This window comes from Pseudomonas sp. LB3P58 (assembly GCF_054897895.1).
Window position 1 is genome coordinate 6,268,875 of sequence record NZ_JBUBVE010000001.1, and the last position, 25,241, is coordinate 6,294,115.

Consider the following 25,241-nt stretch of genomic DNA (forward strand, 5'->3'; position numbering starts at 1 on the left):
AAAGTAATCGCGGTTAACGCGGCCAGACAGTCCGGCCGCCCGTGAGGAGTTTTTACCGTGAGCGAGCGTTCCAGTCATTGGCAACTGCAGACCATCGTCAGCCAACTGCGCACGGCGCGTGATCAGTGGCGCTTACAAAATGGTCGCGCCAGCACCGAACAGGGTGGTCGCGAGTTGCCTTCCCGAGCGGCCATGGCAGAGATTCTCGAAGCCCTCTGCGGCGCGTTGTTCCCGATGCGCCTCGGCCCGGTGGATTTGCGCGAGGAGAGTGAAGACTTCTACGTCGGCCACACGCTGGACGTTGCATTGAACGCGTTGCTGGCTCAGGCGCGACTCGAATTGCGCTACGCCGCTCGCCACAGTGCCCAGGCCGACACTGAAGTCGAGGCCAAGACCATTCAGATCATTCAGGACTTCGCCCTCGCATTGCCGGGGCTGCGCAGTCTGCTCGACACCGACGTGCTGGCGGCCTATCACGGCGATCCGGCGGCTCGCAGTGTCGATGAAGTGTTGCTGTGCTATCCGGGGATTCTCGCGGTGATTCACCATCGCCTGGCCCATCATTTGTACAGGGCCGGATTGCCGCTGCTGGCACGGATCAGCGCGGAAATCGCGCACTCAGCCACCGGCATCGACATTCACCCTGGCGCGCAGATTGGCCGCAGCTTCTTCATCGATCACGGGACGGGTGTGGTGATCGGCGAGACCGCCATCATCGGCGAGCGTGTGCGGATTTATCAGGCCGTGACGTTGGGCGCCAAGCGCTTCCCGGCGGATGAAGACGGTCAGTTGCAGAAGGGGCAACCGCGACATCCGATTGTCGAGGATGACGTGGTGATCTATGCCGGTGCGACGATTCTGGGGCGGATCACCATCGGCAAGGGCTCGACCATTGGCGGCAATGTCTGGCTGACCCGCAGCGTGCCGGCGGGGAGCAACCTGACTCAGGCGAATCTGCAGCATGATGATGGGACGCAGAAGTAGATCCGGAATCTCGACTGACTGATCCGGCCTCATCGCGAGCAGGCTCGCTCCCACAGGGTTTTTATGGTGTTCACAATGGTGTGGACTGACACAAATCCACTGTAGGAGTGAGCCTGCTCGCGATTGGTTTCAAGGCGAACCAAGATGTTGGCATTCCGCTAATTTCTCACTGAACGAATCCCCCAAACCCCGCTTCATACCCATCCTTGAGCTAGCGTACGAACAGTGCCGCCGAGCCTTGCGATTAGTCCTTAGCCCCCTATTCATGTTTAACTTGAACGCTCATTCAAGTTAAACCGCCGGTTTGCTGCCCGCTCACAACAGGAGGCTTGCCTTTGCCGAGTCCGTTACTGATTGCCCTGTTTCACCCCCTTGAGGTGCACCTTTCATGAGTGCATCGCCCACCCCCGCCAGCGGTCAGGTCCGCATGAATCCGCCGGTGTTTTACTTCTCGGCGACGTTCATTTTGCTGTTCGGCATCATCGTCATCGCCATGCCTGAACAGGCCGGCGCCTGGCTTCTGGAAGCGCAAAACTGGGCGGCCAACACGGTCGGCTGGTACTACATGCTCGCGATGACCCTGTATCTGGTCTTCGTGGTGGTCACCGCCTTGTCCGGCTACGGCAAGATCAAGCTCGGTGCCGACCACGACGAACCCGAATTCAGTTACCTGTCCTGGGCCGGCATGCTGTTCGCTGCCGGGATCAGCATCACGCTGTTTTTCTTTTGCGTGTCCGAACCGCTGACCCATTTGGCGCAACCCCCGCAAGGTGAAGCCGGCACGGCGGATGCGGCGCGTCAGGCGATGCAGATTCTGTTTCTGCACTGGGGCCTGCACGGCTGGGGTGTGTTCGCTTTCGTCGGCATGGCGCTGGCTTATTTTGCCTACCGTCACAACCTGCCGTTGGCCCTGCGTTCGGCGCTCTATCCGCTGATTGGCAAGCGCATCAACGGCCCCATCGGTTACGCGGTGGACGGCTTCGGCATCATCGCCACGGTGTTCGGTCTTGGTGCCGACATGGGCTTTGGCGTGTTGCACCTCAACTCGGGTCTGGACTACCTGTTCGGCATCGCTCACACCCAGTGGATTCAGGTCGGCCTGATCACGCTGATGATGGGCGCGGCGATCATCGTCGCGGTGTCCGGCGTCGATAAAGGCGTGCGCGTGATGTCCGACATCAACATGCTGCTGGCCTGCGCGCTGCTGCTGTTCGTGCTGTTCGCCGGCCCGACTCAGCATTTGCTCAACACCCTGATCCAGAACATCGGCGACTACCTCGGCGCGTTGCCGATGAAGAGTTTCGACCTGTACGCCTACGACAAACCCAGTGACTGGCTGGGCGGTTGGACGGTGTTCTATTGGGCCTGGTGGATTGCATGGTCGCCGTTCGTGGGCCTGTTCATCGCACGGATTTCCCGTGGCCGGACCATCCGCGAATTCGTCTTCGGCGTGCTGTTGATTCCGCTCGGCTTCACCCTCGCGTGGATGTCGATCTTCGGCAACAGCGCCATCGATCAAGTCCTCAATCACGGCATGAGCGCGCTCGGTATGTCGGCCATCGATAACCCATCGATGACCCTCTACCTGTTGCTGGAAACCTACCCGTGGAGCAAAACCGTCATCGCGGTCACGGTGTTCATCAGCTTCGTGTTCTTCGTGACGTCTGCCGATTCCGGCACCGTGGTGCTGTCGACGTTGTCCGCCAAGGGCGGCAATCCCGATGAAGACGGGCCGAAATGGCTGCGAGTGTTCTGGGGCGCAATGACCGCGCTGGTGACCAGTGCGCTGCTGTTTTCCGGCAGCATCGATGCGCTGAAGTCAGCGGTGGTGCTGACCTCGTTGCCGTTCTCGATGATCTTGCTGCTGATGATGTGGGGGCTGCACAAGGCGTTCTACCTGGAGTCGCAGAAGCAGATCGCGCAACTGCATTCCCTGGCACCGGTGTCCGGCTCGCGGCGTGGCGGCTGGCGTCAACGCCTGAGTCAGGCCGTGCATTTTCCGTCACGGGATGAGGTCTATCGCTTCCTCGATACGACGGTGCGTCCAGCGATTGAAGAGGTCTCGGCGGTGTTCGTCGAGAAGGGTTTGAAGGTGGTCACTCAACCGGACCCGGCCAACGACAACGTCAGCCTGGAAATCGGTCATGGCGAGGAGCGTCCGTTCATTTATCAGGTGCAGATGCGTGGCTACTTCACGCCGTCCTTCGCCCGTGGCGGCATGGGTTCCAAGGAACTCAACAACCGTCGTTATTACCGGGCCGAAGTGCATTTGAGCGAAGGCAGTCAGGACTACGATCTGGTGGGTTACACCAAGGAACAGATCATCAACGACATCCTTGATCAGTACGAACGGCACCTGCAGTTCTTGCATTTGGTGCGTTGATCGAACACTCACGTCTCGGTGGTCAACACCATGAACAACACCAGCGCCGCCACCGGTACACCGAACACGGCGCTGCCGACCACCAGTTCCGTGCTGAACGGCTGGCCGGCATTGACCATGCCGACCGCGCCGTTGATCAACGTCAGCGCCAGCCACAGCACGACAAAGCTGAAGGCCAGGGTCTGGCGACTGAAGCCGATTTTCTCGCCGATGAACAGCATCAGCGCCAGGAGGATCAGGCCGAAGGTGATGATGATCGTGGTGTGCATGATGTGTTCCGCCCTTCGAATGTGTGTTGCTTTTGGGGCCGCCTTCGCGATCAAGTTCGCTCCCACAAGGTCGTCGCAATCCTGTGGGAGCGAGCCTGCTCGCGATAGGGGCGCTGCGGTGTCAAGTGAGCATAGTTAAACCAGCCCGCCGTTGACGCGCAGGATTTGCCCATTGACCCACGCCGAATCCGGGCCGACCAGGAAAGACACAACGCGGGCGATGTCTTCTGGCTGAGCCAGACGTTCCAGCGGGGCCATCTTGGCGAAGGTCTGGATCTGCTCTTCGCTCTTGCCGTGCAGAAACAGGTCGGTAGCCACCGGGCCGGGGGCCACGGCGTTGACGGTGATATTACGACCGCGCATTTCCTTGGCGAACACCTGGGTCAGGGATTCCACCGCCGCTTTGCTGGCGATGTACACCGCGTAGCCCGGCAGGTTCATGCCGACGGTGCTGCTGGAGAAGTTGATGATCCGCCCGCCAGCATTCAGGCGAGTGGCGGCTTCACGCAGGGTGTTGAACGTGCCGCGAGCGTGAATGTTGAAGTTCTGATCGAACAGCTCATCCGAGTGTTGCGCCAGCGGCAGGACTTTGAGGATGCCGGCGTTGTTCACCAGCACATCGACTTTGCCCAGTTGCGTTTCGGTCTCGTCGAACATCCGGCGTACGTCGTCGGCGTTCGCGACATCCGCCTTGATCGCTATGGCCTGGTGGCCGGCCTGACGCAATTCGACCACCAGTTTTGAAGCTTCGGTGGCACTGCTGGCGTAGTTGATGGCGACGGCGAAACCTTGTTTGGCCAGTTGTTTGGCGATCACCGCGCCGATGCCGCGGGAGGCGCCGGTCACGATGGCAACTTTCGAAGTTTGAGTAGTCATGGCGGTGATTCCTTTGAAGTTAATGGCTTGGGGTGAAGCCAGATTCACATGTTTACTCAGGCGGATAAATGCACGAGAGTTGCCTTGACTGTTCAAGAATCGCCAACAATCGACCGCCAGGAGACCCGCGTGGATCAAGTCAAAGCGATGAAGGTTTTCGTGCGGATCTACGAGCGCAGCAGCTTCACGCTGGCTGCCGATGACCTGAACCTGCCGCGGGCGACGCTGACCCACACGCTGAATCAATTCGAAGCCTGGCTCGGTATACGTTTATTGGAGCGAAGCACTCGAAAGGTGCGTCCTACGCTGGATGGCGAGGCGTATTACCTGCGTTGCGTACAACTGCTGGCGGAACTGGAAGAAGCCGAACTGGCATTCCGTGGCGTCGCACCGAAGGGCCGGTTGCGCGTGGATTTGCATGGCACGCTGGCCAAGCACTTCGTTATCCCGGCGTTGCCGCAGTTCATGGCGCGCTACCCGGACATCGAACTGTCCATCAGCGAGGCCGACCGCTTTGTCGACCTGATCGCTGAAGGCGTCGACTGCGTGCTGCGCGCCGGCACCTTGGGCGACTCCGCGCTGATCGGCCGCCGCGTCGCCAACCTGCGCCAAATCACCTGCGCCAGCCCCGCGTACCTGCGCAAATACGGCGAACCGAAAAGCCTCGACGACCTGAAACATCATCGTGCCGTGAACTATGTCTCGCGCACGACTGCCAAGTTATTTCCCTTCGAATTCATGGTGGATGGCGAACTGAAGGAAGTGGCTATCGATGGCGCGCTTTCAGTGTTCGGCGCGGAAATTTATGCGGCGTCGGCGATTGCCGGGCTGGGCCTGATCCAGTGTCCGCATTACCGAATGGACACGCAGATTTCCCAAGGCTTGGTGCAGGAAGTCCTGATCGACACGCCACCGCCATCAATGCCGGTTTCGGTGTTGTATCCGCACAACCGACACATGTCGCCACGGGTTCGGGTGTTTGTGGATTGGCTGGGGGAAGTGTTTGCGGGGGCACAGTAGCCGCGGTTCCAAAGATCGTTCCCACGCAGAGCGTGGGAATGATCAGTTTCAGGATGTGTGTTGTGGGTATTGGTGCTGCGTTTTTGCCTATAGTTCGCCGCATCAACTTGCTGGAAAAGGGATTCGCCGAAATGAAATTCCCGGTCGTTCTGCACAAGGATGCCGACTCAGAATACGGAGTAATTATCCCGGACGTGCCGGGTTGCTTCTCCGCAGGCGGTACTGTGGCGCAGGCATTTGAAAACGTGAAGGAAGCGTTGTCGTTGCACTACGAAGGCTTGGTGGCCGATGGCGATCCACTGCCGCAGGTGCATGAGATCGACGCTCATCTTGATAACCCTGATTACGCGGGCGGCGTGTGGGGGGTGGTTGAATTCGATATCACGCCTTACTTCGGCAAGTCGGTGCGCTTCAATGCCACACTGCCTGAGCAGTTGCTTGAGCGTATCGATCAAACAGTCAGGCGGGATCAGCGGTACAGCTCAAGGTCTGGCTTTTTGGCTGCCGCTGCCCTGCGTGAGTTGTCGGCGTAAATGTTGATCGCTCCCACGCAGAGCGTAGGAACGATCAACTGGCGGCAAAGATGAAACATGTGAAACGTTTCAGCATTTTCTCGAGTCCGAGGTTTATCGGCGTTTGTCTGGGCGTATGCTGGGCAACTTGCGAAGCAGTCGATACCAACTTCAAGACAGACAAGAGAGGATTCGATGACCTACACCGCTGCCGAAAACCGCTACGACTCCATCCCTTACCGCCGCGTGGGTCGCAGCGGTCTGGTGCTGCCGGCGCTGTCCCTGGGCCTGTGGCACAACTTCGGCGACAGCACACCGATCGACACCCAGCGTTCATTGCTGCGTACCGCGTTTGATCTTGGCATCAACCATTTCGACCTGGCCAACAACTACGGCCCCCCGTATGGCAGCGCCGAGATCAATTTCGGTCGTTTGCTGCGTGAAGACTTCAAGCAGTATCGCGACGAGCTGATTATCTCCAGCAAGGCCGGTTGGGATATGTGGGCCGGCCCTTATGGTCAGGGCGGCGGTTCGCGCAAATACGTGCTGGCCAGCCTTGATCAGAGCCTGCAGCGTCTGGGCCTGGACTACGTGGACATCTTCTATTCCCACCGCTTCGACCCGGACACGCCGCTGGAAGAAACCGCCAGCGCACTGGCCACCGCGGTGCAACAGGGCAAGGCGTTGTACATCGGTATCTCCTCCTACTCGGGCGTTAAAACCCGTGAAATGGCCGCGCTGCTGAAAGAGTGGAAAGTCCCGTTGCTGATTCACCAACCGGCTTACAACCTGCTCAATCGTTGGGTGGAAAAAGACCTGTTGGATACGACGGATGAACTCGGTACGGGCGTGATTGCGTTTACGCCGCTGGCTCAGGGTTTGTTGACCGACAAGTACCTCAACGGTGTACCGGCGGACGCGCGGGTCAATCGTCCGGGAGGTGGTTCGTTGCAGGCGGCGCACCTGTCCGAAGCCAACATCGCTCATGTGCGTGCGCTGAATGAGATCGCCAAGCGTCGCGGTCAGAGCCTGGCGCAGCTGGCATTGGCGTGGACGTTACGCGATCCGCGCGTGACGTCGGCGCTGATCGGTGCGAGCCGGCCGGAGCAGATTATCGAGAACGTCGGGGCGTTGAAGAATTTGAGCTTTAGCTCGGAGGAATTGGCGGAGATTGACCGGTTTGCCCAGGAGGGCGGGGTCAATTTGTGGGAGAAGCCTTCGACGGCTGAGTAAGTGTTCGGCGCCGGATATTCTGGCGCCCGTTCTGGCCCCATCGCGAGCAGGCTCGCTCCCACAGTGGACCTGCGTGACCACAAATTCTGTGGTCAACCGATAACCCTGTGGGAGCGAGCCTGCTCGCGATGGGGCCATCAAAATCAATCAAAAATCCCGAGGCTCACCGAAAAAACGGCACATCCCCCAACACCGTCGCCCGCTGCATCACCCGCCGAGCCGGCCGGTAATCATCCACGGCGTAATGCTGTGTCACGCGGTTATCCCAAAACGCCACGTCGTCCTTCTGCCAACGCCAGCGAATGGTAAATTCCGGCCGTGTCGCGTGGGCAAACAGAAACTTCAGAATTACCTCGCTTTCTGTTTCCGACAGCTCATTGATCTTCGACGTGAAGCCTTCATTGACGAACAACGACCGACGTCCGCTCACCGGATGAGTGCGAATCACCGGGTGTGACAGCGGCGGGTTTTTCCTGCGCGCTTCTTCCCACTGGGCCAAGGCTTGCGGCGTGTTGCCATAGCGCTCCAGCGGGAACGAACGAGTGAAATCGTGGGTGGCGGTCAGCCCTTCGAGCAAGTTTTTCATCGGAGCCGAAAGCGCTTCATACGCCGCGATACCGCTGGCCCACAGCGTGTCGCCACCAAACTCCGGCAACAACTTGGCGCTGAGCACCGCGCCCAGGGCCGGGGTCGGCAGGAAGGTCACGTCGGTGTGCCAAATCGCGTTGTCGCGCACGTCGGTGACGGCGGTGTCGAGGATCAGCACTTCGGGTTGTTCCGGCACATTCGGGTAGATCGGGTGAATGTGCAGGTCGCCGAAATTGGCGGCGAAACGTGCCTGCTGCTGCGGTGTGATCGGCTGATCGCGGAAGAACAACACTTGATGTTTGAGCAGCGCCTGCTCGATGGCGTCGCGCTGTTCCAGGTTCAGTGGCTGGCTGATGTCGACGCCGCTGATGTGCGCGCCGAGGGCGTAGCTTAAGGGGACGATGGTCAGGTTGCTCATGGTCTTTCTCTTCAATCCGGGGCGCCGAGGGTTATTCAGTGAGCCAGGCCATGCCACGGCACCAGTTTACGTTGCAAGGCGCGCAAGCCCATCTCCATGGCGAAGGCGATCAATGCGATCACCAGAATCCCCAGCACCACCACATCGGTGACCAGGAATTGCGCGGCCGACTGCACCATGAAGCCCAAACCACTGGTGGCGGCGATCAATTCGGCGGCGACCAGCGTCGACCAACCCACACCCAGGCCAATCCGCACACCGGTCAAAATGTCCGGCAACGCGCTCGGCAGAATCACATGGCGAATCAACTGCGCCCGGGTCGCGCCCAACGACTGCGCTGCGCGCAATTTGGCCGGGTCAACGGTGCGCACGCCGGTCGCGGTAGCGATGGCGATGGGGGCGAAGATCGCGAGGTAGATCAGCAAGACTTTCGACAGCTCACCGATGCCGCACCAGATCACGATCAGCGGCAGATAAGCCAGCGGTGGGATAGGGCGGTAGAACTCGATCAGCGGATCGAGAATGCCGCGAGCGATGCGGTTGTGGCCGATGGCGATGCCGACCGGCACGGCGGTCAGCACCGCGAAGCCCAGGCCCAGACCGATTCGGCTGAGACTCGCGCCCAGGTGCTGCCACAACGTTGAATCCATGTAGCCGGTGGTCACCAGCAGCCAGCCTTTTTGCAGCACTGCGGAGGGTGGCGGCAGGAACAGCGGTTCGATCATTCCAGTGGCGGTGACGGCCCACCAGATAACCACGAGTGCGACGAGTGTTAGCAGACTGATCCAGCGAGTACTGAGGCTGCGTCGAACAGGAATCACCGTCGAGTGCGGTTTGACCGTGACGGCCGGAATCTCATAGCTGCTCATACGGTCTCCTGCCGCTGGGCGGCGCTGCGTTGGGAGAACACTTTGGCGAGCACGTGTTCGCGGGTTTCGATAAAGCGCGGGTCGGATTTGATTGATCGAGCGGACTCCCCGGCGGCATAACGCTGACCGAAATCCAGGCTCAGGCGCTCGACAATTTGCCCAGGGTTTGGCACCAGCAGAATCAGGTCCGTGGCGAGAAACACTGCTTCTTCGATGTCGTGAGTAATCAGAAAGACGGGTTTTGCGGTGCGTTGCCAGACTTGCAGCAGCAACTCCTGCATCTGTTCGCGGGTGAAGGCGTCGAGGGCGCCGAAAGGTTCGTCCATCAACAAAACCCGAGGATCGGCAGCGAGCGCGCGGGCCAGACCGACTCGTTGCTTCTGGCCGCCCGAGAGTTGCCAGATTCGGCGGTTTTCGAAACCGGAAAGGTCCACCAAGGCGAGCATTTCCCGAGCGCGCAGTTCACGTTTTTCCCGCGCAATGCCGGCCAGTTCCAGGCCGAAACCGACGTTGGCCAGCACGTCCTGCCAGGGCAGCAAGGCATCGTCCTGGAACACCACGCCGCGTTCGGCGCTCGGGCCTTTGACCGGCACGCCATCAAGGGTGATGCGCCCGGCGCTGGGCTCGACGAAACCGGCAATCAGGTTCAACAGCGAGGTCTTGCCACTGCCGGATGGGCCGAGGGCGACCAGCAATTGCTGGGGCCCAAGGCTCAGGGAAATATCCGCCAGTACCGGTTCGGCGGCGCCGGGGTACTGTGCGCTGATGCGCTCCAGCTGAAGCAAAGCCATCGCGGTTAACTCCGATCAGTTGGTGATGTATTTGGCGCTGACGTAGGGGGCGTAGTCCGGCAGAACGGCTTCAACCTTGCCTTGTTCTTTCAGGAACGCGGCGGTGTCGGTGATGGCCTTGGTGGTCGGCGCGCCGAGGGTGATCACCTGATCAGCCGCCAGCGGGAAGACGTTGCCTTGCAGCAGCAATGGAATGTCGCTGGCCTTGGCGCCGGAGAGTTTCACCAGCTTGTCGACATTGGATTGGTTGGCGAGCCAGGCTTTCGGGTCTTTGCGGTAGTCGGCGTAGGCATCGAGGGTCACTTTGGCGAACGCGGTGACGATTTCCGGGTGCTTCTCGGCGAAATCTTTACGCACGATCCACGCATCAAAGGTCGGTGCGCCGAACTTGGCCAGTTCACCGGAGGTGATCAGCACTTTGCCGTTTTCCTTGGCGACACCGAGGGCTGGGTCCCACACGTAAGTGGCGTCGATATCACCGCGCTTCCACGCGGCAATGATGGCTGGCGGGGCAAGGTTGAGGACGGTGACTTTCGACGGGTCGATGTTCCAGTGCTTCAGCGCGGCCAGCAGGCTGTAGTGGCCGGTGGACACGAACGGCACGGCGATTTTCTTGCCGATCAGGTCCTGCGGGGTTTTGATCCCGGAACCGTCGCGGGCAACCAAGGCTTCCGCGGCGCCGATCTGCGTGGCGATGAGGAACGTTTCTACCGGGACTTTGCGGGTGATTGCCGCCGTCAGGGGGCTGGAACCGAGGTAACCGATCTGCACGTCGCCGGAAGCGATGGCGGCGATGATGTCGGCGCCGTTGTCGAATTTGCGCCAGTCGATTTTGGCGTTGGTGGCTTTTTCGTACGCGCCGTCGGCCTGGGCGACTTTTGCCGGGTCTACGGTGGTCTGGTAGGCGACGGTGACGTCAGCCGCCTGGGCAAAGAAACTCACCGCAGCCAGAGACGCGGCCGCCAGCAGGCGAAGGGGGAAAGTCAGTTTCATTGAGAAGCTCCTTGTCAGGCGACCGAGAGTCGGCGTGAAAAGGAGACTAAATGATATAAGAATCCGAAAATAAATAACTTTTTCGAATGAGCTTATGAGCGGAAAATTCTAAGGAAGACCGCGGTGCAGCCATCGCGAGCAAGCTCGCTCCCACATTGGATCTTCAGTGTGACCACAATTGTGTGAACACCACTGAACCCTGTGGGAGCGAGCTTGCTCCGGGCGGCGCTCCGACGATAAGGTCCGCAGGACCTTCAGAGATTAGTTGCTAATTGCCAGAATGCTCGCCTGATACGACCCGACAAACACATCGAAATCGCCGACTTCGTTCTGCTCCAGCTCAATCTGCTCGGCCAGCGACGAACGCGCCCGGTCTTCAAATTTCGCCTGGTCTTCGCTTGAAAGCGGCTCGCTGCGGAAAAACTCCGCATGTGCCTGGCTCTGACGCAGAGAGAACTGAGCAAAGCTCTCCTTGTGCTCAGCCATCGCCGCCAGCACTTGGGCCGATGGCGTTAGCGATGGATCCTTGACCTTGGCCAGCTGCGCATCCAGCGCCTTGCTATGCGCATCACCGCCATGACTCTGATCCAGCATCGCCGCCAGGGGTGCAATTTTCTCCAGCAACTCGCTGGCCCACTCTTTCAGGTCCACCGGTTGACCATCACGCTGCAGTTGCAGGCCCGGACGGCGACCTTCCTTGACCACGCTGAGGAAGTTCGAGGTCGCGTTGCCGCACGAGGTATTGGTCAGCAGCGGGCTGTCGTTCAGCGCGCAATACAACAGGAATGCGTCGAGGAACCGCGACTCCGGCAGGTCGATGCCCATCGGCAGGAACGGGTTGATGTCCAGGCAACGCACTTCGACGTACTGAATGCCGCGAGCCACCAGCGCCTGAATCGGCCGTTCGCCGGTGTAGGTCACGCGTTTCGGGCGGATGTTGGAGTAGTACTCGTTTTCGATCTGCAGGATGTTGGTGTTGAGCTGAACCCACTCACCGTCCTGATGCGTGCCGATTTCGACGTACGGCGCGTAAGGCGTTGCGACCGCTTTGCGCAGGCTGTCGGTGTAGCTCGCCAAGTCGTTGTAGCACGGGGTCAGACCGGCCTGGGCGTTGCTTTGGTAACCCAGGTCGCTCATGCGCAGGCTGGTGGCGTACGGCAGGTACAAGGTGTCCGGGTCCAGTTGTTCCAACTGGTGCGAGCGGCCACGCAGGAAACCGGCGTCCAGCGCAGGCGAAGCACCGAACAGGTACATCAGCAGCCAGCTGTAGCGACGGAAGTTACGGATCAGTGCGATGTAGGCCGACGATTGATAGTCGCGGTCGGTGCCGACAAAACCTTCAGCCTCCTTGAGCAGCGGCCAGAGCTTTTCCGGCAGGGAAAAGTTGTAGTGAATCCCGGCGATGCACTGCATGGTCTTGCCGTAGCGCAGGGCCAGGCCCTTGCGGTAGACGTACTTGAGCTGACCGATGTTGGAGGTGCCGTAATAGGCAATCGGGATGTCTTCCTCGGCCGGCAACGGGCACGGCATCGATGGACTCCACAGGTACTCGTTGCCGAGCTTGCTGTAGGCAAAGCGGTGAATCTTGTCCAGGCTCGCCAGCGTATCCGCCGGGTCGGGCAGGGCGGGCGTGATGAACTCCAGCAGCGACTCGGAATAGTCGGTGGTGATTTGTTCGTTGGTCAGCGCGGAACCCAATTCTTCCGGGTGCGGCGTTTGCGCCAGGCGACCTTCGCCGGTCACGCGCAGGCATTCACGTTCGATGCCGTGAAGGCACTGTTCGAGCAGAGAGAGGTTAGCGCGCTCGCCGAGCAGAGCCAGGCGGCGGTTGAGAAGTTCGCTCAAGTTGGATTCCTTCACGCGTCAGTCGCCCCAATATGGGGGTGGGCAAGACGGTCTACAAGGGTGAAGTTGAAACTGGCGTTTTCGCCTGGTTTTGGATCGCCACAATCCCTGTGGGAGCGGGCTTGCTCGCGAAGGCGGTGTGTCAGTCAGCACTTAAGTCGACTGGCACACCGCCTTCGCGAGCAAGCCCGCTCCCACAGGAAACTCCGACGCTGCGGTCATAGCGCCGAAATTAACTCAAATTGATGATCACTAGCTACAGGACAGCGAACGTGCCTTGTGCTTTTGCGACGAGTTTGTCGCCTTGCATCACGTCGGCTTCGACCACCAGCGTGCGCCGGCCCGGGTGGATCACCCGCGCCGTGCACATCACTTCACCGTCTGCGACGGCGCGAATGTAGTTGATCTTGCACTCGATGGTCGCGCTCTGCTGGTCAAAACCATGGGTGCTGGAACAGGCCAGCCCCATGGCAATGTCCACCAGACTGAACAAGGCCCCGCCGTGCAGCTTGCCGCCGCGATTGCGCAGTTCTGGTTCCAGCGCCAGGGCGACTTGCGCCACCCCGGCTTCCAGACTGTGCAAGCGACACCCCAGCAACTTGAAAAAAGCGCTTTCGGTCAGCCCGGCCGGGATGTCCATCAGCGTTTCTTCAACTGCTTGGCGTTGGCGAACAGCGAAGCCATGGCGTTGTTGGCCGGGGCCGCCGCCGTGGTTTCTTTACGCGGCGCGGTGTTCTGGGACTGGCGTGGCGCCGAACCCGGACGTGCACCACGGGCACCGTCGATTTTCTCGCCCGGCGTGTCGCTCATGCGCATCGACAGGCCCACGCGTTTGCGCGGGATGTCAACTTCCATGACCTTCACTTTCACCACGTCGCCGGCCTTCACCGCTTCACGCGGATCCTTGATGAACTTCTCCGAAAGCGCAGAGATGTGCACCAAACCGTCCTGATGCACGCCGATGTCGACGAATGCACCGAAGTTGGTCACGTTGGTCACCACGCCTTCGAGGATCATGCCCAGCTGCAGGTCCTTGAGGTCTTCGACGCCTTCCTGGAACTCGGCGGTCTTGAATTCGGGACGTGGATCGCGGCCAGGTTTTTCCAGCTCTTGCAGGATGTCGGTGACCGTTGGCAGACCGAAGGTTTCGTCGGTGTACTTTTTCGGATCAAGACGCTTGAGGAAGCTGGCGTCGCCGATCAGCGAGCGAATGTCGCGGTCGGTCTCAGCAGCGATGCGCTGGACCAGCGGATAGGCTTCCGGGTGAACCGCAGACGAATCCAGCGGGTTGTCGCCGTTCATGACACGCAGGAAGCCAGCGGCCTGTTCGAAGGTTTTCTCGCCCAGACGAGCGACTTTCTTCAACGCCGCACGGGTTTTGAACGCGCCGTGCTCGTCGCGGTGGCTGACGATGTTTTGCGCCAGGGTCGCGTTGAGACCGGAGATGCGGGCCAGCAGCGCCACGGAGGCGGTGTTCACGTCGACGCCCACGGCGTTCACGCAGTCTTCGACCACAGCGTCCAGGCCGCGCGCCAGTTTCAGCTGCGACACGTCGTGCTGGTACTGGCCGACACCGATGGATTTCGGATCGATCTTCACCAGCTCAGCCAGTGGGTCCTGCAGGCGACGGGCAATCGACACCGCGCCACGGATCGACACGTCGAGGTCCGGGAATTCTTTCGAAGCCAGTTCCGACGCCGAGTAAACCGATGCGCCGGCCTCGGAGACCATGACTTTGGTCATCTTCATGGCTGGGTATTTTTTGATCAGCTCAGCGGCCAGCTTGTCGGTTTCGCGGCTGGCGGTGCCGTTGCCGATGGCGATCAGGTCCACTGCATGCTTGGCGCACAGGGCCGCCAGAATCGCGATGGTCTGGTCCCATTTGTTGTGCGGCACGTGCGGGTAAACCGTGGCGTGATCCAGCAGTTTGCCGGTGGAGTCGACCACGGCCACCTTGCAACCGGTGCGCAGACCCGGGTCGAGGCCCAATGTGGCACGCGGGCCAGCCGGTGCCGACAGCAGCAAGTCGTGCAGGTTATGCGCAAACACGTTGATCGCTTCGGTTTCCGCGCCATCGCGCAGTTCGCCCAGCAGGTCGGTTTCGAGGTGGGTGTAGAGCTTGACCTTCCAGGTCCAGCGCACCACTTCGCCCAGCCATTTGTCGGCGGCGCGGTTCTGGTTCTGAATGCCGAATTGCTGGCCGATCATGCCTTCGCACGGGTGCATGGTGCCCGGCAGTTCGTCGCCGACTTTCAGCGCCGAACTCAGAATGCCTTCGTTGCGGCCACGGAAAATCGCCAGCGCGCGGTGCGACGGCATGCTTTTCAACGGTTCGTCGTGTTCGAAGTAGTCGCGGAACTTGGAGCCTTCCTCTTCCTTGCCGGCGATCACGCGGGCACTCAGAGTCGCTTCTTGCTTGAGGTAGCTGCGCAGCTTGTCCAGCAAGCCGGCGTCTTCGGCGAAGCGTTCCATCAGGATGTATTTGGCGCCTTCGAGGGCAGCCTTCACATCGGCGACGCCTTTTTCGGCATCGATGAAGCGCGCGGCTTCAGCGTCTGGCGTCAGGGTCGGGTCGTTGAACAGGCCGTCGGCCAGCTCGCCGAGGCCAGCTTCCAGGGCGATTTGGCCCTTGGTGCGGCGCTTCTGCTTGTACGGCAGGTACAAGTCTTCGAGGCGGGTTTTGGTGTCGGCGAGCTTAATGTCGCGTTCAAGTTGCGGGGTCAGCTTGCCTTGTTCCTGGATGCTGGCAAGGATGCTGATACGCCGTTCGTCGAGTTCTCGCAGGTAGCGCAGACGCTCTTCCAGATGACGTAACTGGATGTCATCGAGGCTGCCGGTCACTTCTTTCCGGTAGCGGGCGATGAAGGGCACCGTGGAGCCTTCATCGAGTAGCGCGACGGCCGCTTCGACCTGTTGTGGGCGTACACCGAGTTCCTCGGCGATGCGGCTGTTGATGCTGTCCATAAAACCACCTGACAAATTGTGAAAGCAGGCTCGCAGGCGCAGAGATAAGGGCTCGGCGAGTCTGGTTGAGCGGCCTGGCCTGCGCCGCTACCTGGATCAACAGGTATCCCGTTGACCCGTGAAATCGAACAATTACTGCCGGCGCCATGAAAATAAAAAACGGCCACCTACAGTAATGATCAGACGTTGCCTGACACAAAAGGCCGCGCATTATAACCAGCGTTCTGTCATTCGGGGGCATCGCAGGCTGTAGGCATAAAGCCCGGATTTCTGGCGATCAAGGAAAAATCTGCTAACAATGCACACGGTGCGTATAACGGCAGCTACGCCATAATGCGCGCCGAGATCAAAGGAGCATCTAATGAGCAGCACTGCAAACATTGCTGAAGGCGAAAAAATTCTTATTGTTGACGACGATCCAGGGCTGAGCAGCCTGCTGGAACGGTTTTTCGTCAGCAAGGGCTATCGCGCCCGCGCCGTACCGAACACGGAACAAATGGATCGCCTGCTGGCGCGTGAAGTGTTCAACCTGGTCGTCCTCGACCTGATGCTGCCCGGCGAAGACGGCTTGACCGCCTGCCGCCGCCTGCGCACCGCGAACAATCAGATCCCGATCATCATGCTCACCGCCAAGGGCGATGAGCTGAGCCGCATCAAGGGCCTCGAACTGGGCGCCGACGATTACCTGGCCAAGCCGTTCAACCCGGATGAGCTGATGGCGCGTGTCAAAGCCGTCCTGCGCCGTCAGTCGACTCCTGTGCCGGGCGCACCGGGAAGCGAAGACGAAAGCGTGACCTTCGGTGACTATGAGCTGTCCCTGGCGACTCGCGAACTCAAGCGCGGCGACGAAGTGCACATGCTCACCACCGGTGAGTTTGCGGTGCTCAAGGCATTGGTCATGAACGCGCGTCAGCCACTGACCCGCGACAAACTGATGAACCTGGCCCGTGGCCGCGAGTGGGATGCCCTGGAGCGTTCCATCGACGTGCAGATCTCCCGTCTGCGCCGGATGATCGAGCCCGATCCGTCCAAACCGCGTTACATCCAGACAGTCTGGGGCGTGGGTTACGTGTTCGTTCCGGATGGCGCCGCCACCAAGTGATCGGCGATTTGTAGGAGCGGGTCTTGCGGGCAACGGGTCAGATGACCTTGCTCGCAGACTCGTGATCCGCAATATGCGAGCATCGCTCGCTCCTGCAAGTGTGTAGCGGTTATCCATGAAAACCCCCGTTTGGTTCCCCCAGAGCTTCTTCTCCCGCACCCTTTGGCTGGTGCTGATCGTCGTCCTGTTCTCCAAGGCGCTGACCCTGGTTTATCTGTTGATGAACGAAGACGTGCTGGTGGACCGCCAATACAGCCACGGCGTCGCCCTGACGCTACGCGCCTATTGGGCGGCCGATGAAGAGAACCGCACGAAGATTGCCGATGCCGCGACCCTGATCCGGGTAGTGGGCGCTGGCGTGCCGGAAGGTGAGCAACACTGGCCTTACAGCGAGATCTATCAGCGGCAGATGCAGGCGGAGCTGGGTGCCGACACCGAAGTCCGATTGCGTATGCACTCGCCGCCGGCCCTGTGGGTTCGGGCGCCAAGCCTGGGTGATGGCTGGCTGAAAGTGCCGCTTTACCCGCATCCGTTGCGCGGCCAGAAAATCTGGAACGTGCTCGGCTGGTTCCTCGCTATCGGTCTGCTGTCCACCGCCTCGGCGTGGATCTTCGTCAGCCAGCTCAATCAGCCATTGAAACGTCTGGTCTATGCCGCGAGGCAACTCGGCCAGGGCCGCAGTGTGCGCCTGCCGATCAGCGACACGCCAAGTGAAATGACCGAGGTTTACCGCGCCTTCAACCAGATGGCGGAAGACGTCGAACAGGCGGGGCGTGAGCGTGAACTGATGCTGGCCGGGGTGTCCCACGACTTGCGCACGCCGCTGACCCGTTTGCGGTTGTCTCTGGAGCTGATGGGCGACCACAGCGACCTGACCGACGACATGGTCCGTGACATCGAAGACATGGACGCGATCCTCGACCAGTTCCTGGCGTTCATACGCGATGGTCGTGACGAGTCGGTGGAAGAGGTGGACTTGAGCGATCTGGTGCGCGAAGTCGCGGCGCCGTACAACCAGAATGAAGAGAAAGTGCGCTTGCGCCTGGAGCCGATTCAGCCGTTTCCATTGCGTCGGGTGTCGATGAAGCGGCTGCTGAACAACCTGATTGGCAACGCCTTGCATCACGCGGGCAGCGGGGTAGAGGTGGCGGCTTATGTGTCCGGCGATACCAGCGCGCCGTATGTGGTGCTGAGTGTCATGGACCGTGGGGCGGGGATTGATCCGTCGGAGCTGGAGGCGATTTTCAACCCGTTTACTCGGGGTGATCGAGCCCGGGGCGGGAAGGGGACCGGGTTGGGCTTGGCGATCGTGAAGCGGATTGCTTCGATGCATGGCGGGAATGTTGAATTGCGCAATCGGTCTGGTGGCGGGCTGGAAGCGCGAGTGCGGTTGCCGCTTGGGCTTATGTTGCCTAGAGACGCTGTGTAACGGCCGAAAAAAAGATCGCAGCCTGCGGCAGCTCCTACATGGGAATGCGTACTCTGTAGGAGCTGCCGCAGGCTGCGATCTTTTCGCTTTTAGCCCTTGCCTTTGGTGCGCGTCATATTCGGCCCACCATTCTTCTCAAGGTGCTCGATGATGATCCCCGCCACGTTCTTGCTGGTGGTGGTTTCAATCCCTTCAAGCCCAGGCGACGAATTCACTTCCATCACCAGCGGCCCGTGATTGGAGCGCAGGATATCCACACCAGCGACCGCCAACCCCATGACCTTCGCCGCGCGCAACGCCGTCATGCGTTCTTCCGGCGTGATCTTGATCAGGCTGGCGCTACCGCCGCGATGCAGGTTGGAGCGAAACTCCCCCGGCTTCGCCTGTCGTTTCATTGCCGCGATCACCTTGTCGCCCACTACGAAGCAGCGAATGTCCGCCCCGCCGGCCTCCTTGATGTATTCCTGAACCATGATGTTCTGCTTCAGGCCCATGAACGCCTCGATCACCGACTCCGCCGCTGTCGCTGTTTCACACAGCACGACGCCGATGCCCTGAGTGCCTTCCAGCACCTTGATCACCAGCGGCGCACCGTTGACCATCTCGATCAAGTCGGGAATGTCATCCGGGGAGTGCGCAAAACCGGTGACTGGCAAACCGATTCCTCGGCGCGACAGCAATTGCAGGGACCGCAGTTTGTCCCGCGAGCGGGCGATGGCCACCGATTCATTGAGTGGAAAAACGCCCATCATTTCGAACTGACGCAACACCGCGCAGCCATAAAACGTCACCGACGCGCCAATCCGCGGGATCACCGCATCGAAACCCTCCAGCGGCTTGCCGCGGTAGTGGATCTGCGGCTTGTGGCTGGCGATGTTCATGTAGGCGCGCAGGGTGTCGATCACCACCATTTCATGGCCACGCTCGGTACCGGCTTCGACCAGACGACGGGTGGAATACAGACGCGGGTTCCGCGACAGCACAGCGATCTTCATGCAACACCTGTGGAGGAGGTAGATACCGGGAACACCGGCTTGTCTTGTACGTATTTAATGCCCGGATTGACCACCAACTGGCCGTCGATCAAGGCTTTGGAACCGAGTAACAGGCGATAACGCATGGACTTGCGGCAGGCGAGGGTGAACTCCACCCGCCAGACCCGATCACCGAGGGCCAGGGTGGTGCTGACCACGTAACGCATCTGCGCGTGGCCGTTGGAGCTTTTAATGGTTTTCATCGTCACCAGCGGTGCTTCGCAGCGCCGGTGACGCAGTTGCACCACCGTGCCCAAGTGAGCAGTGAAGCGCACCCACTGTTCCCCGTCGCGCTCGAACGGTTCGATATCGGTGGCATGCAGGCTGGAGGTGCTGGCACCGGTGTCGATTTTTGCGCGCAGGCCCGCGACTCCCAAATCCGGGAGCGCCACCCACTCGCGCAGACCGACAACGGTCAAATGGTCAAATGTCTTCAAAAGTGCTCAACCGGTAGAAACCGCTCAGGCCGCACGCGGCCGAATTCGCGGTATTCACGCAGAATAATGGGTAAAAGGCGACAGATATCTACGGCCCGGATTTCCAGCCCTCAAGGGAGGTACTGGAACGTGTGCATTGTAATCCGAGTCGGCGTAATTCATGGCACGACAGAAACGGTAGTACAGTTCAGCAATATTTCAGAATGAGGAAATTCCATGGCACAAAAAAGCGAAGAGGACGACAAAGTCCGTCTCGATAAGTGGTTGTGGGCCGCGCGTTTTTATAAAACACGCGCCTTGGCCAAGGCGGCGATTGAAAGCGGCAAGGTGCATTGCCGGGGCGAGCGCTGCAAACCGGGCAAGGAGCCGAGGATCGGCGACGAGTTTCAGATTCGCGCAGGGTTCGAGGAACGCACGGTGGTGGTTCAGGCGCTGTCGATTGTACGCCGTGGCGCACCAGAGGCTCAGGCGCTTTACGCCGAAACCGACGCCAGCATCGCCAAGCGCGAGGCGGCTGCGGCCATGCGTAAGGCTGGTGCGTTGGGCGTGAGCACTGATGGCAAGCCGAGCAAGAAGCAGCGACGGGATTTGTTCAAGTTTCGTGGAAGCAGTAACGACGAGTAAGCCAGTGAAAGTGCCACTCGTCGAAAACCACACACAGCCTCTGACCCGTAGGCCATAACCAGAAGGCCAGCAGCGCCAGAGGTAAGAAATTGCATAAAGCCAACCGGCGGAGGTTCCTCCTTGCTTGGAACAAACCCGGATTGTTCATAAAATGCCGCTCACGGCTGAACATCGCGCACCCAAAGGGTGCCGCAGAGGCGCAATTTCTCACTGTTTGAAATCATTTTGTCATTACTTCAGATACCCAGACCTATGACCGATTTACCGGATACCGACTACACCCAACGCTTCATCTTCGATGACAGCGACACCCGCGGCGAGCTGGTTGCGTTGGAGCGTAGCTACGCCGAAGTTCTCGCTAAACACCCGTACCCGGAGCCGGTTGCACAACTGCTTGGCGAGCTGATGGCGGCGGCGTCGTTGTTGGTCGGCACCTTGAAGTTCGATGGCTTGCTGATTCTCCAGGCCCGTTCCGAAGGCCCGATCCCGCTGCTGATGATCGAGTGCTCCAGCGAGCGCGAAATCCGTGGCCTGGCCCGATACGAAGCCGACCAGATCGCCCCCGACGCAACACTCGCCGACCTGATGCCCAATGGCGTATTGGCGCTGACCGTCGACCCGACTCAGGGCCAGCGTTACCAGGGTATCGTCGACCTCGATGGCGAAACCCTGTCGGAGTGCTTCACTAATTACTTCGTGATGTCCCAACAAGTCGGCACGCGTTTCTGGTTGTACGCCGATGGTCGTCGCGCCCGTGGCCTGTTGCTGCAGCAACTGCCTGCTGATCGTTTGAAAGACGAAGAAGAACGCGCCGCCAGCTGGCAGCACATCACCGCGCTGGGCAGCACCCTGACCGCCGATGAATTGCTGAGCCTGGACAACGAAACCATCCTCCATCGTCTCTACCACGAAGAGCAGGTTCGTCTGTTCGATGTGCAGAAACTGCGCTTCCGTTGCAGCTGCTCGCGCGAACGTTCTGCCAATGCGCTGGTCAGTTTGGGTCTGGAAGATGCTCAGTCGCTCGTGATCGAACACGGCGGCAACATTGAGATTGACTGTCAGTTTTGCAACGAACGCTACCTGTTCGACGCCGCCGATATCACTCAATTGTTCGCTGGAGCGGGTGTCGATACGCCGTCAGATACCCGTCACTAAAACGGTTCAGCGCAGGTAAATTCACTGGTTTGTGCCGGAATAACGCCGTTACGACGGGAGGGCCCTACTATTTTTGGGCTTTTCTGGCATAATCCGGCCCACTTTTTGTCGCGGTAGTAGTGCACGACTTTCTACTACAAAACGTTTGGAGCACACTCGGCCACTGGCCGACGGGGAATCTCATGACGCAAGCCAATAACGCCGTGTACACCGATCTGAGTGTTGATGATCTGGTAAAAGAAGCTCTGAGTCGCGGTGAGGGCGAGCTTGCCGATACCGGCGCGCTGGTTGTTCGCACCGGTCACCGTACCGGCCGCTCGCCAGTCGATCGTTTCATCGTTGACGAGCCGTCCACTTCGGCTTCCATCGCCTGGGGCCCGATCAACCGCAAGTTCCCGGCCGACAAGTTCGATGCCCTGTGGGACCGCGTTGAAGCGTTCAACAACGCGCAAGAACATTTCGTTTCCCACGTTCATGTAGGTGCGGCTGAAGACCACTACCTGGCCGTGAAGATGACCACCCAGACTGCATGGCAGAACCTGTTCGGCCGTTGCCTGTTCATCAACCCGGAAAAGTACAACCCGGCTGGCCGTGATGAGTGGCAAGTGCTCAACGTTGCCAACTTCGAGTGCGTGCCAGAGCGTGACGGCACCAACTCCGACGGTTGCGTGATCCTCAACTTCGCTCAGAAGAAAGTGCTGATCGCCGGCATGCGTTACGCCGGTGAAATGAAGAAAGCCATGTTCTCGGTGCAGAACTTCCTGCTGCCGGCTGCCGACGTACTGCCAATGCACTGCGCCGCCAACATCGGCGAAGCGGGCGACGTGACCCTGTTCTTCGGTCTGTCCGGCACCGGCAAGACCACCCTGTCCGCCGATGAAAGCCGTTACCTGATCGGTGACGACGAGCACGGCTGGGGTGAAGGCGTTGTCTTCAACATCGAAGGCGGCTGCTACGCCAAGTGCATCGACCTGTCCGAGAAGAACGAGCCGGTCATCTGGAAAGCCATCAAGCACGGTGCAGTCCTGGAAAACGTCGTTATCGATGACGCCAAGCACGCCGATTACGCTGATGTCAGCCTGACCCAGAACAGCCGCGCCGCCTACCCGCTGGAGCACGTCGCCAAGCGTTCCGAGAAAAACCTCGGTGGCGAGCCAAACGCTGTGATCTTCCTGACCTGCGACCTGACCGGCGTACTGCCGCCAGTCTCGATCCTCAGCGAAGAACAAGCGGCCTACCACTTCCTGTCCGGCTACACCGCACTGGTGGGCTCGACCGAAATGGGTTCCGGCAGCGGCATCAAGTCGACCTTCTCCACCTGCTTCGGCGCACCGTTCTTCCCGCGTCCGGCTGGCGAATACGCAGAACTGCTGATCAAACGCATCCGCGGCTTCGGCTCCAAGGTCTACCTGGTCAACACCGGCTGGACCGGCGGCGGCTACGGCGTCGGCAAACGCTTCAACATCCCGACCACTCGTGGCGTGATCGCAGCCATCCAGAGCGGCGCGTTGATCGGTGCTGAAACCGAACACCTCGACACCATCAACCTCGACGTGCCATTGGCTGTGCCAGGCGTTGAAACTGGCCTGTTGAACCCACGTAACACCTGGGCTGACAAGGCTGCTTACGATGAGTCTGCCAAGGCGTTGGCTGGGTTGTTTGTTGAGAACTTCAAGAAGTTTGAAGTGAGCGACGCGATCAAGGCTGCTGGGCCGAAGTTGTAAGATTTGGTTTGATGGAATGAGAAAGCCGCCCCTTGGGGCGGCTTTTTTGTGGTCGAGAGAAGAGCATTACGAAGGTCAATTGCCAGAGAGTCGAAACGCCGGAGCCATATTGTCTTGCTCACGCTTTGATAACCCGATTGCGCCCGCCAGCGTTGGCCATTGGCTGACGATTCCTTGGAAGCTTTCAATAATTTCTTCCGCATCCGCACGACTGATCCGAAAGTATTCGGCCACTTCGCGAGCAAGTTCAAGATCCAGTGCGTTGTCGGCGTCTGTGATGTTGAGCTTCAATCCATCGGCGTGTGCTACCGGGTTCATGTCGTAGGCATCAGACAGGCGCCATCCCCGGCCGGGGTCGAGGATAAAACCATGGTTGCGCAGGTGGTCGTCGGTATTGGAGACCAAGATGTTGAACACGATCCGAGACCATAACTCGCGAAGATCTGCGTTGGTTTCCGAGCCGTGCTTCATGAGCACTTCTGCTAACTCAAGGTAGCTGGCGCCTACCGATGCATCGTCACCGTCAACACGGTCGGTCATGGTCATTGCTGAAGCAAAATGCAGTCGGCCACCCTGTTCGGTGCGGTCGAAACGCTTGACCATGAAACAGTGATGATCGCTCGCGAAACGGCGTGCAGTGCCGGTCGCGACCCGCAAGCCACAATGATTCGCCAAGGCATTCACCACCATTTCCCAACCGCCGACGTCATAGTCATCGCGTGTGCTCGGGAATTTTGCGATCCACAAATGACCATGCTCGTCAGCGACGCTGGCCTTGGGTCTGGCTCCGCCCAGTGAGCCACCGGGTGCTATCAGCATTCTCAGCCATTCGCGCCCATCGGGAGAGGTGTTGTCCGGATCGTTTTCCAGGGCTCGGCTTGCCTGCTCCAACGCGCGCAACTCGACGAAGGGTGGGGCTGCCAACCCATCGCGATCATCCAGAAAATTGCCTTCGTCATTGAGCTTGTAGCGGATCGCTCCAACCCGATAGAGGTCATGAACGCCTAGAAGGAAATCTGACTCGTACAGCTTGGTGTCTTTAGGGGCCACCCCGTCACGGATGTCTCGTTCCAGCCGCCGCTTCATCAGCAATTGGCCCCATCGATCCGGGCTTGAGTCGGCAAAAACGCCGAACCGGGTCTGATGTTGGCCAGGGAACTGCCGGCCCTCAAAGAGGCCGATTCGGGGATCCAGCGATGTGAAGTTCAACTCGGGATCGGCCAGAGCAGCAGTGTCGTACTCAAACTCAAACACGTTCGTGGAGCGAGCCTTTCGGGCATGGAGGAACCCAACACGCCTTGGGCCGTTCAAGGATTCCCAATCGGCATACACCGCGATCAGTGTCATTTTTTACCCGTCGTAGGTTTGGGGGCTTTCTTGGTTAACAAACTGGATAAAGAGTGAGTGTTCAAGGGGAAATCATCACCAAGGTCCGATTTAGAGGGACTTTCGAATGTCCCCATCTCTCTGTCGCGAATAGGCGGCGATACCTTCGCTGGCGTTACGCTGCGTACTCGTTGGAGTTTGCTGGCTGCGAGGTTTGCTCTTGGGGTTAATTGAGCGTCTTGCAGTTGGCGCCCCAGCTCATCCACTGCGGCGAGTTTGCTCAAGTCTTTCTCCAAGCCCAGCACCTGCATCACTGACAAATAAGCCCCCATTGTCACGCCTGATCCACCTGACTCTAGAGAGCGCAATGTTGTCAGTGACATGCCAGCCCTCTCGGCAACCTGCTTGGCTGTCAGCTTGCGGCGCAGCCGAGCGAGTTTGAGCCGCTCGCCAAACTCGGAGAGCAGCTTGGCTGCTGCTGGCAGGAGCGCCGCTGTTTTCTTAGCCATGTGCCATTATTCCTTCGTTTTTAGGCTTTAACTGCCAGAATAATAGCACTTATGTGGTGAATTACTGGGCTGCCCCAACATGTAGCAAGGCTCGCTCTGCCAGTACGGCCGCTCCAGATGTACGTGGGAGGCGGATTATTGAAACTGCCATTATTC

At 59.6% G+C, this 25,241-nt stretch carries 23 protein-coding genes and 1 pseudogene; 10 read left to right on the plus strand and 14 right to left on the minus strand.

What is annotated here, in order from left to right; genetic code table 11:
• The first annotated feature begins 57 nt into the window (after positions 1–57).
• Together epsC and betT are read left to right on the plus strand one after the other, a co-directional pair.
• A complete protein-coding gene (gene epsC / locus ACYZTZ_RS29205) occupies positions 58–984 on the plus strand; it encodes a serine O-acetyltransferase EpsC (protein WP_033058482.1) in 927 nt (308 codons plus the stop codon).
• A 427-nt stretch (positions 985–1,411) separates the two neighbouring features.
• Positions 1,412–3,367, plus strand: coding sequence for a choline transporter BetT (gene betT / locus ACYZTZ_RS29210; RefSeq protein ID WP_462000725.1), 1,956 nt, complete (start codon positions 1,412–1,414; stop codon positions 3,365–3,367).
• Between the two features lie 8 nt (positions 3,368–3,375).
• Here betT and ACYZTZ_RS29215 read toward each other — a convergent pair whose 3' ends face one another.
• The gene (locus ACYZTZ_RS29215; RefSeq protein WP_046045488.1) at positions 3,376–3,636 is read right to left on the minus strand and encodes a hypothetical protein; all 261 of its coding nucleotides are present in this window, start codon (positions 3,634–3,636) and stop codon (positions 3,376–3,378) included.
• A 135-nt stretch (positions 3,637–3,771) separates the two neighbouring features.
• Positions 3,772–4,512, minus strand: a complete 741-nt coding sequence (locus ACYZTZ_RS29220) for an SDR family oxidoreductase (protein WP_462000436.1) — start codon at positions 4,510–4,512, stop codon at positions 3,772–3,774.
• A gap of 129 nt (positions 4,513–4,641) precedes the next feature.
• Here ACYZTZ_RS29220 and ACYZTZ_RS29225 point away from each other — a divergent pair, with 129 nt between their 5' ends.
• The 3 genes from ACYZTZ_RS29225 to mgrA all read left to right on the plus strand — a co-directional run bounded on the left by ACYZTZ_RS29225 (position 4,642) and on the right by mgrA (position 7,277).
• Positions 4,642–5,532: a LysR family transcriptional regulator gene (locus ACYZTZ_RS29225; protein WP_462000437.1), complete on the plus strand. Its 891-nt coding sequence runs from the start codon at positions 4,642–4,644 to the stop codon at positions 5,530–5,532.
• Positions 5,533–5,663: 131 nt separating this feature from the next.
• Positions 5,664–6,065, plus strand: coding sequence for a type II toxin-antitoxin system HicB family antitoxin (locus ACYZTZ_RS29230; RefSeq protein ID WP_033058464.1), 402 nt, complete (start codon positions 5,664–5,666; stop codon positions 6,063–6,065).
• 174 nt (positions 6,066–6,239) lie between these two features.
• Positions 6,240–7,277: an L-glyceraldehyde 3-phosphate reductase gene (gene mgrA, locus ACYZTZ_RS29235; RefSeq protein ID WP_046052249.1), complete on the plus strand. Its 1,038-nt coding sequence runs from the start codon at positions 6,240–6,242 to the stop codon at positions 7,275–7,277.
• A 163-nt stretch (positions 7,278–7,440) separates the two neighbouring features.
• Here the strand turns inward: mgrA and tauD are convergent, their stop codons facing one another.
• The 7 genes from tauD to ACYZTZ_RS29270 all read right to left on the minus strand — a co-directional run bounded on the left by tauD (position 7,441) and on the right by ACYZTZ_RS29270 (position 15,745).
• Positions 7,441–8,283, minus strand: a complete 843-nt coding sequence (gene tauD, locus ACYZTZ_RS29240; protein WP_462000438.1) for a taurine dioxygenase — start codon at positions 8,281–8,283, stop codon at positions 7,441–7,443.
• Positions 8,284–8,318: 35 nt separating this feature from the next.
• Positions 8,319–9,152 carry a taurine ABC transporter permease TauC gene (tauC, locus tag ACYZTZ_RS29245; protein WP_462000439.1) on the minus strand — a complete coding sequence of 278 codons (834 nt, stop codon included), beginning with the start codon at positions 9,150–9,152 and terminating at the stop codon, positions 8,319–8,321.
• Positions 9,149–9,943, minus strand: a complete 795-nt coding sequence (gene tauB, locus ACYZTZ_RS29250) for a taurine ABC transporter ATP-binding subunit (protein ID WP_462000440.1) — start codon at positions 9,941–9,943, stop codon at positions 9,149–9,151. Before tauB ends, tauC begins: the two co-directional genes overlap by 4 nt.
• A 15-nt stretch (positions 9,944–9,958) precedes the next feature.
• Positions 9,959–10,936, minus strand: coding sequence for a taurine ABC transporter substrate-binding protein (gene tauA / locus ACYZTZ_RS29255; RefSeq protein ID WP_008149275.1), 978 nt, complete (start codon positions 10,934–10,936; stop codon positions 9,959–9,961).
• Between the two features lie 261 nt (positions 10,937–11,197).
• A complete protein-coding gene (gshA, locus tag ACYZTZ_RS29260; protein WP_462000441.1) occupies positions 11,198–12,781 on the minus strand; it encodes a glutamate--cysteine ligase in 1,584 nt (527 codons plus the stop codon).
• 256 nt (positions 12,782–13,037) lie between these two features.
• Positions 13,038–13,421 carry a PaaI family thioesterase gene (locus ACYZTZ_RS29265; RefSeq protein ID WP_017335909.1) on the minus strand — a complete coding sequence of 128 codons (384 nt, stop codon included), beginning with the start codon at positions 13,419–13,421 and terminating at the stop codon, positions 13,038–13,040.
• Positions 13,421–15,745, minus strand: coding sequence for a Tex family protein (locus ACYZTZ_RS29270; protein ID WP_462000442.1), 2,325 nt, complete (start codon positions 15,743–15,745; stop codon positions 13,421–13,423). The genes ACYZTZ_RS29265 and ACYZTZ_RS29270 overlap by 1 nt, the downstream gene beginning before the upstream one ends.
• Before the next feature lie 361 nt (positions 15,746–16,106).
• Between ACYZTZ_RS29270 and ompR the strand changes: the two genes are divergently transcribed.
• A complete protein-coding gene (gene ompR / locus ACYZTZ_RS29275; protein WP_027922237.1) occupies positions 16,107–16,847 on the plus strand; it encodes an osmolarity response regulator transcription factor OmpR in 741 nt (246 codons plus the stop codon).
• Between the two features lie 115 nt (positions 16,848–16,962).
• On the plus strand, positions 16,963–18,276 hold the full coding sequence (locus ACYZTZ_RS29280) for an ATP-binding protein (protein WP_008149285.1): 1,314 nt from the start codon (positions 16,963–16,965) through the stop codon (positions 18,274–18,276).
• Positions 18,277–18,365: 89 nt separating this feature from the next.
• Here ACYZTZ_RS29280 and rimK read toward each other — a convergent pair whose 3' ends face one another.
• The gene (gene rimK, locus ACYZTZ_RS29285) at positions 18,366–19,271 is read right to left on the minus strand and encodes a 30S ribosomal protein S6--L-glutamate ligase (RefSeq protein ID WP_008149287.1); all 906 of its coding nucleotides are present in this window, start codon (positions 19,269–19,271) and stop codon (positions 18,366–18,368) included.
• Complete coding sequence (rimB, locus tag ACYZTZ_RS29290) at positions 19,268–19,747, minus strand: retropepsin-like aspartic endopeptidase RimB (RefSeq protein WP_008149289.1); 480 nt, start codon at positions 19,745–19,747, stop codon at positions 19,268–19,270. Before rimB ends, rimK begins: the two co-directional genes overlap by 4 nt.
• Before the next feature lie 216 nt (positions 19,748–19,963).
• Here rimB and ACYZTZ_RS29295 point away from each other — a divergent pair, with 216 nt between their 5' ends.
• Positions 19,964–20,371 carry an RNA-binding S4 domain-containing protein gene (locus ACYZTZ_RS29295; RefSeq protein WP_223432625.1) on the plus strand — a complete coding sequence of 136 codons (408 nt, stop codon included), beginning with the start codon at positions 19,964–19,966 and terminating at the stop codon, positions 20,369–20,371.
• Here the strand turns inward: ACYZTZ_RS29295 and ACYZTZ_RS29300 are convergent.
• Positions 20,370–20,519, minus strand: a pseudogene (locus ACYZTZ_RS29300) (phosphatase PAP2 family protein); the annotation flags it as partial. The gene ACYZTZ_RS29295 and the pseudogene ACYZTZ_RS29300 sit on opposite strands and share 2 nt — an antisense overlap.
• Positions 20,520–20,623: 104 nt before the next feature.
• Here ACYZTZ_RS29300 and hslO point away from each other — a divergent pair.
• On the plus strand, positions 20,624–21,526 hold the full coding sequence (gene hslO / locus ACYZTZ_RS29305) for an Hsp33 family molecular chaperone HslO (protein ID WP_046045501.1): 903 nt from the start codon (positions 20,624–20,626) through the stop codon (positions 21,524–21,526).
• A gap of 182 nt (positions 21,527–21,708) precedes the next feature.
• Positions 21,709–23,250: a phosphoenolpyruvate carboxykinase gene (locus ACYZTZ_RS29310; protein WP_462000443.1), complete on the plus strand. Its 1,542-nt coding sequence runs from the start codon at positions 21,709–21,711 to the stop codon at positions 23,248–23,250.
• A gap of 75 nt (positions 23,251–23,325) precedes the next feature.
• Here ACYZTZ_RS29310 and ACYZTZ_RS29315 read toward each other — a convergent pair whose 3' ends face one another.
• Positions 23,326–24,597, minus strand: coding sequence for a type II toxin-antitoxin system HipA family toxin (locus ACYZTZ_RS29315; RefSeq protein ID WP_462000444.1), 1,272 nt, complete (start codon positions 24,595–24,597; stop codon positions 23,326–23,328).
• A complete protein-coding gene (locus ACYZTZ_RS29320) occupies positions 24,594–25,085 on the minus strand; it encodes a helix-turn-helix domain-containing protein (protein ID WP_462000445.1) in 492 nt (163 codons plus the stop codon). The genes ACYZTZ_RS29315 and ACYZTZ_RS29320 overlap by 4 nt, the downstream gene beginning before the upstream one ends.
• Positions 25,086–25,241 lie beyond the last annotated feature (156 nt).

Excerpts from the sequence above, each read along its gene's own strand:
- betT (WP_462000725.1), top strand. The coding sequence starts at position 1,412 with ATGAATCCGCCGGTGTTTTACTTCTCGGCGACGTTCATTTTGCTGTTC.
- ACYZTZ_RS29215 (WP_046045488.1), bottom strand. The coding sequence starts at position 3,636 with ATGCACACCACGATCATCATCACCTTCGGCCTGATCCTCCTGGCGCTG.
- ACYZTZ_RS29220 (WP_462000436.1), bottom strand. The coding sequence starts at position 4,512 with ATGACTACTCAAACTTCGAAAGTTGCCATCGTGACCGGCGCCTCCCGC.
- ACYZTZ_RS29230 (WP_033058464.1), top strand. The coding sequence starts at position 5,664 with ATGAAATTCCCGGTCGTTCTGCACAAGGATGCCGACTCAGAATACGGA.
- mgrA (WP_046052249.1), top strand. The coding sequence starts at position 6,240 with ATGACCTACACCGCTGCCGAAAACCGCTACGACTCCATCCCTTACCGC.
- tauD (WP_462000438.1), bottom strand. The coding sequence starts at position 8,283 with ATGAGCAACCTGACCATCGTCCCCTTAAGCTACGCCCTCGGCGCGCAC.
- tauC (WP_462000439.1), bottom strand. The coding sequence starts at position 9,152 with ATGAGCAGCTATGAGATTCCGGCCGTCACGGTCAAACCGCACTCGACG.
- tauB (WP_462000440.1), bottom strand. The coding sequence starts at position 9,943 with ATGGCTTTGCTTCAGCTGGAGCGCATCAGCGCACAGTACCCCGGCGCC.
- tauA (WP_008149275.1), bottom strand. The coding sequence starts at position 10,936 with ATGAAACTGACTTTCCCCCTTCGCCTGCTGGCGGCCGCGTCTCTGGCT.
- ACYZTZ_RS29265 (WP_017335909.1), bottom strand. The coding sequence starts at position 13,421 with ATGGACATCCCGGCCGGGCTGACCGAAAGCGCTTTTTTCAAGTTGCTG.
- ACYZTZ_RS29270 (WP_462000442.1), bottom strand. The coding sequence starts at position 15,745 with ATGGACAGCATCAACAGCCGCATCGCCGAGGAACTCGGTGTACGCCCA.
- ompR (WP_027922237.1), top strand. The coding sequence starts at position 16,107 with ATGAGCAGCACTGCAAACATTGCTGAAGGCGAAAAAATTCTTATTGTT.
- ACYZTZ_RS29280 (WP_008149285.1), top strand. The coding sequence starts at position 16,963 with ATGAAAACCCCCGTTTGGTTCCCCCAGAGCTTCTTCTCCCGCACCCTT.
- rimK (WP_008149287.1), bottom strand. The coding sequence starts at position 19,271 with ATGAAGATCGCTGTGCTGTCGCGGAACCCGCGTCTGTATTCCACCCGT.
- ACYZTZ_RS29295 (WP_223432625.1), top strand. The coding sequence starts at position 19,964 with ATGGCACAAAAAAGCGAAGAGGACGACAAAGTCCGTCTCGATAAGTGG.
- hslO (WP_046045501.1), top strand. The coding sequence starts at position 20,624 with ATGACCGATTTACCGGATACCGACTACACCCAACGCTTCATCTTCGAT.
- ACYZTZ_RS29310 (WP_462000443.1), top strand. The coding sequence starts at position 21,709 with ATGACGCAAGCCAATAACGCCGTGTACACCGATCTGAGTGTTGATGAT.
- ACYZTZ_RS29315 (WP_462000444.1), bottom strand. The coding sequence starts at position 24,597 with ATGACACTGATCGCGGTGTATGCCGATTGGGAATCCTTGAACGGCCCA.
- ACYZTZ_RS29320 (WP_462000445.1), bottom strand. The coding sequence starts at position 25,085 with ATGGCTAAGAAAACAGCGGCGCTCCTGCCAGCAGCAGCCAAGCTGCTC.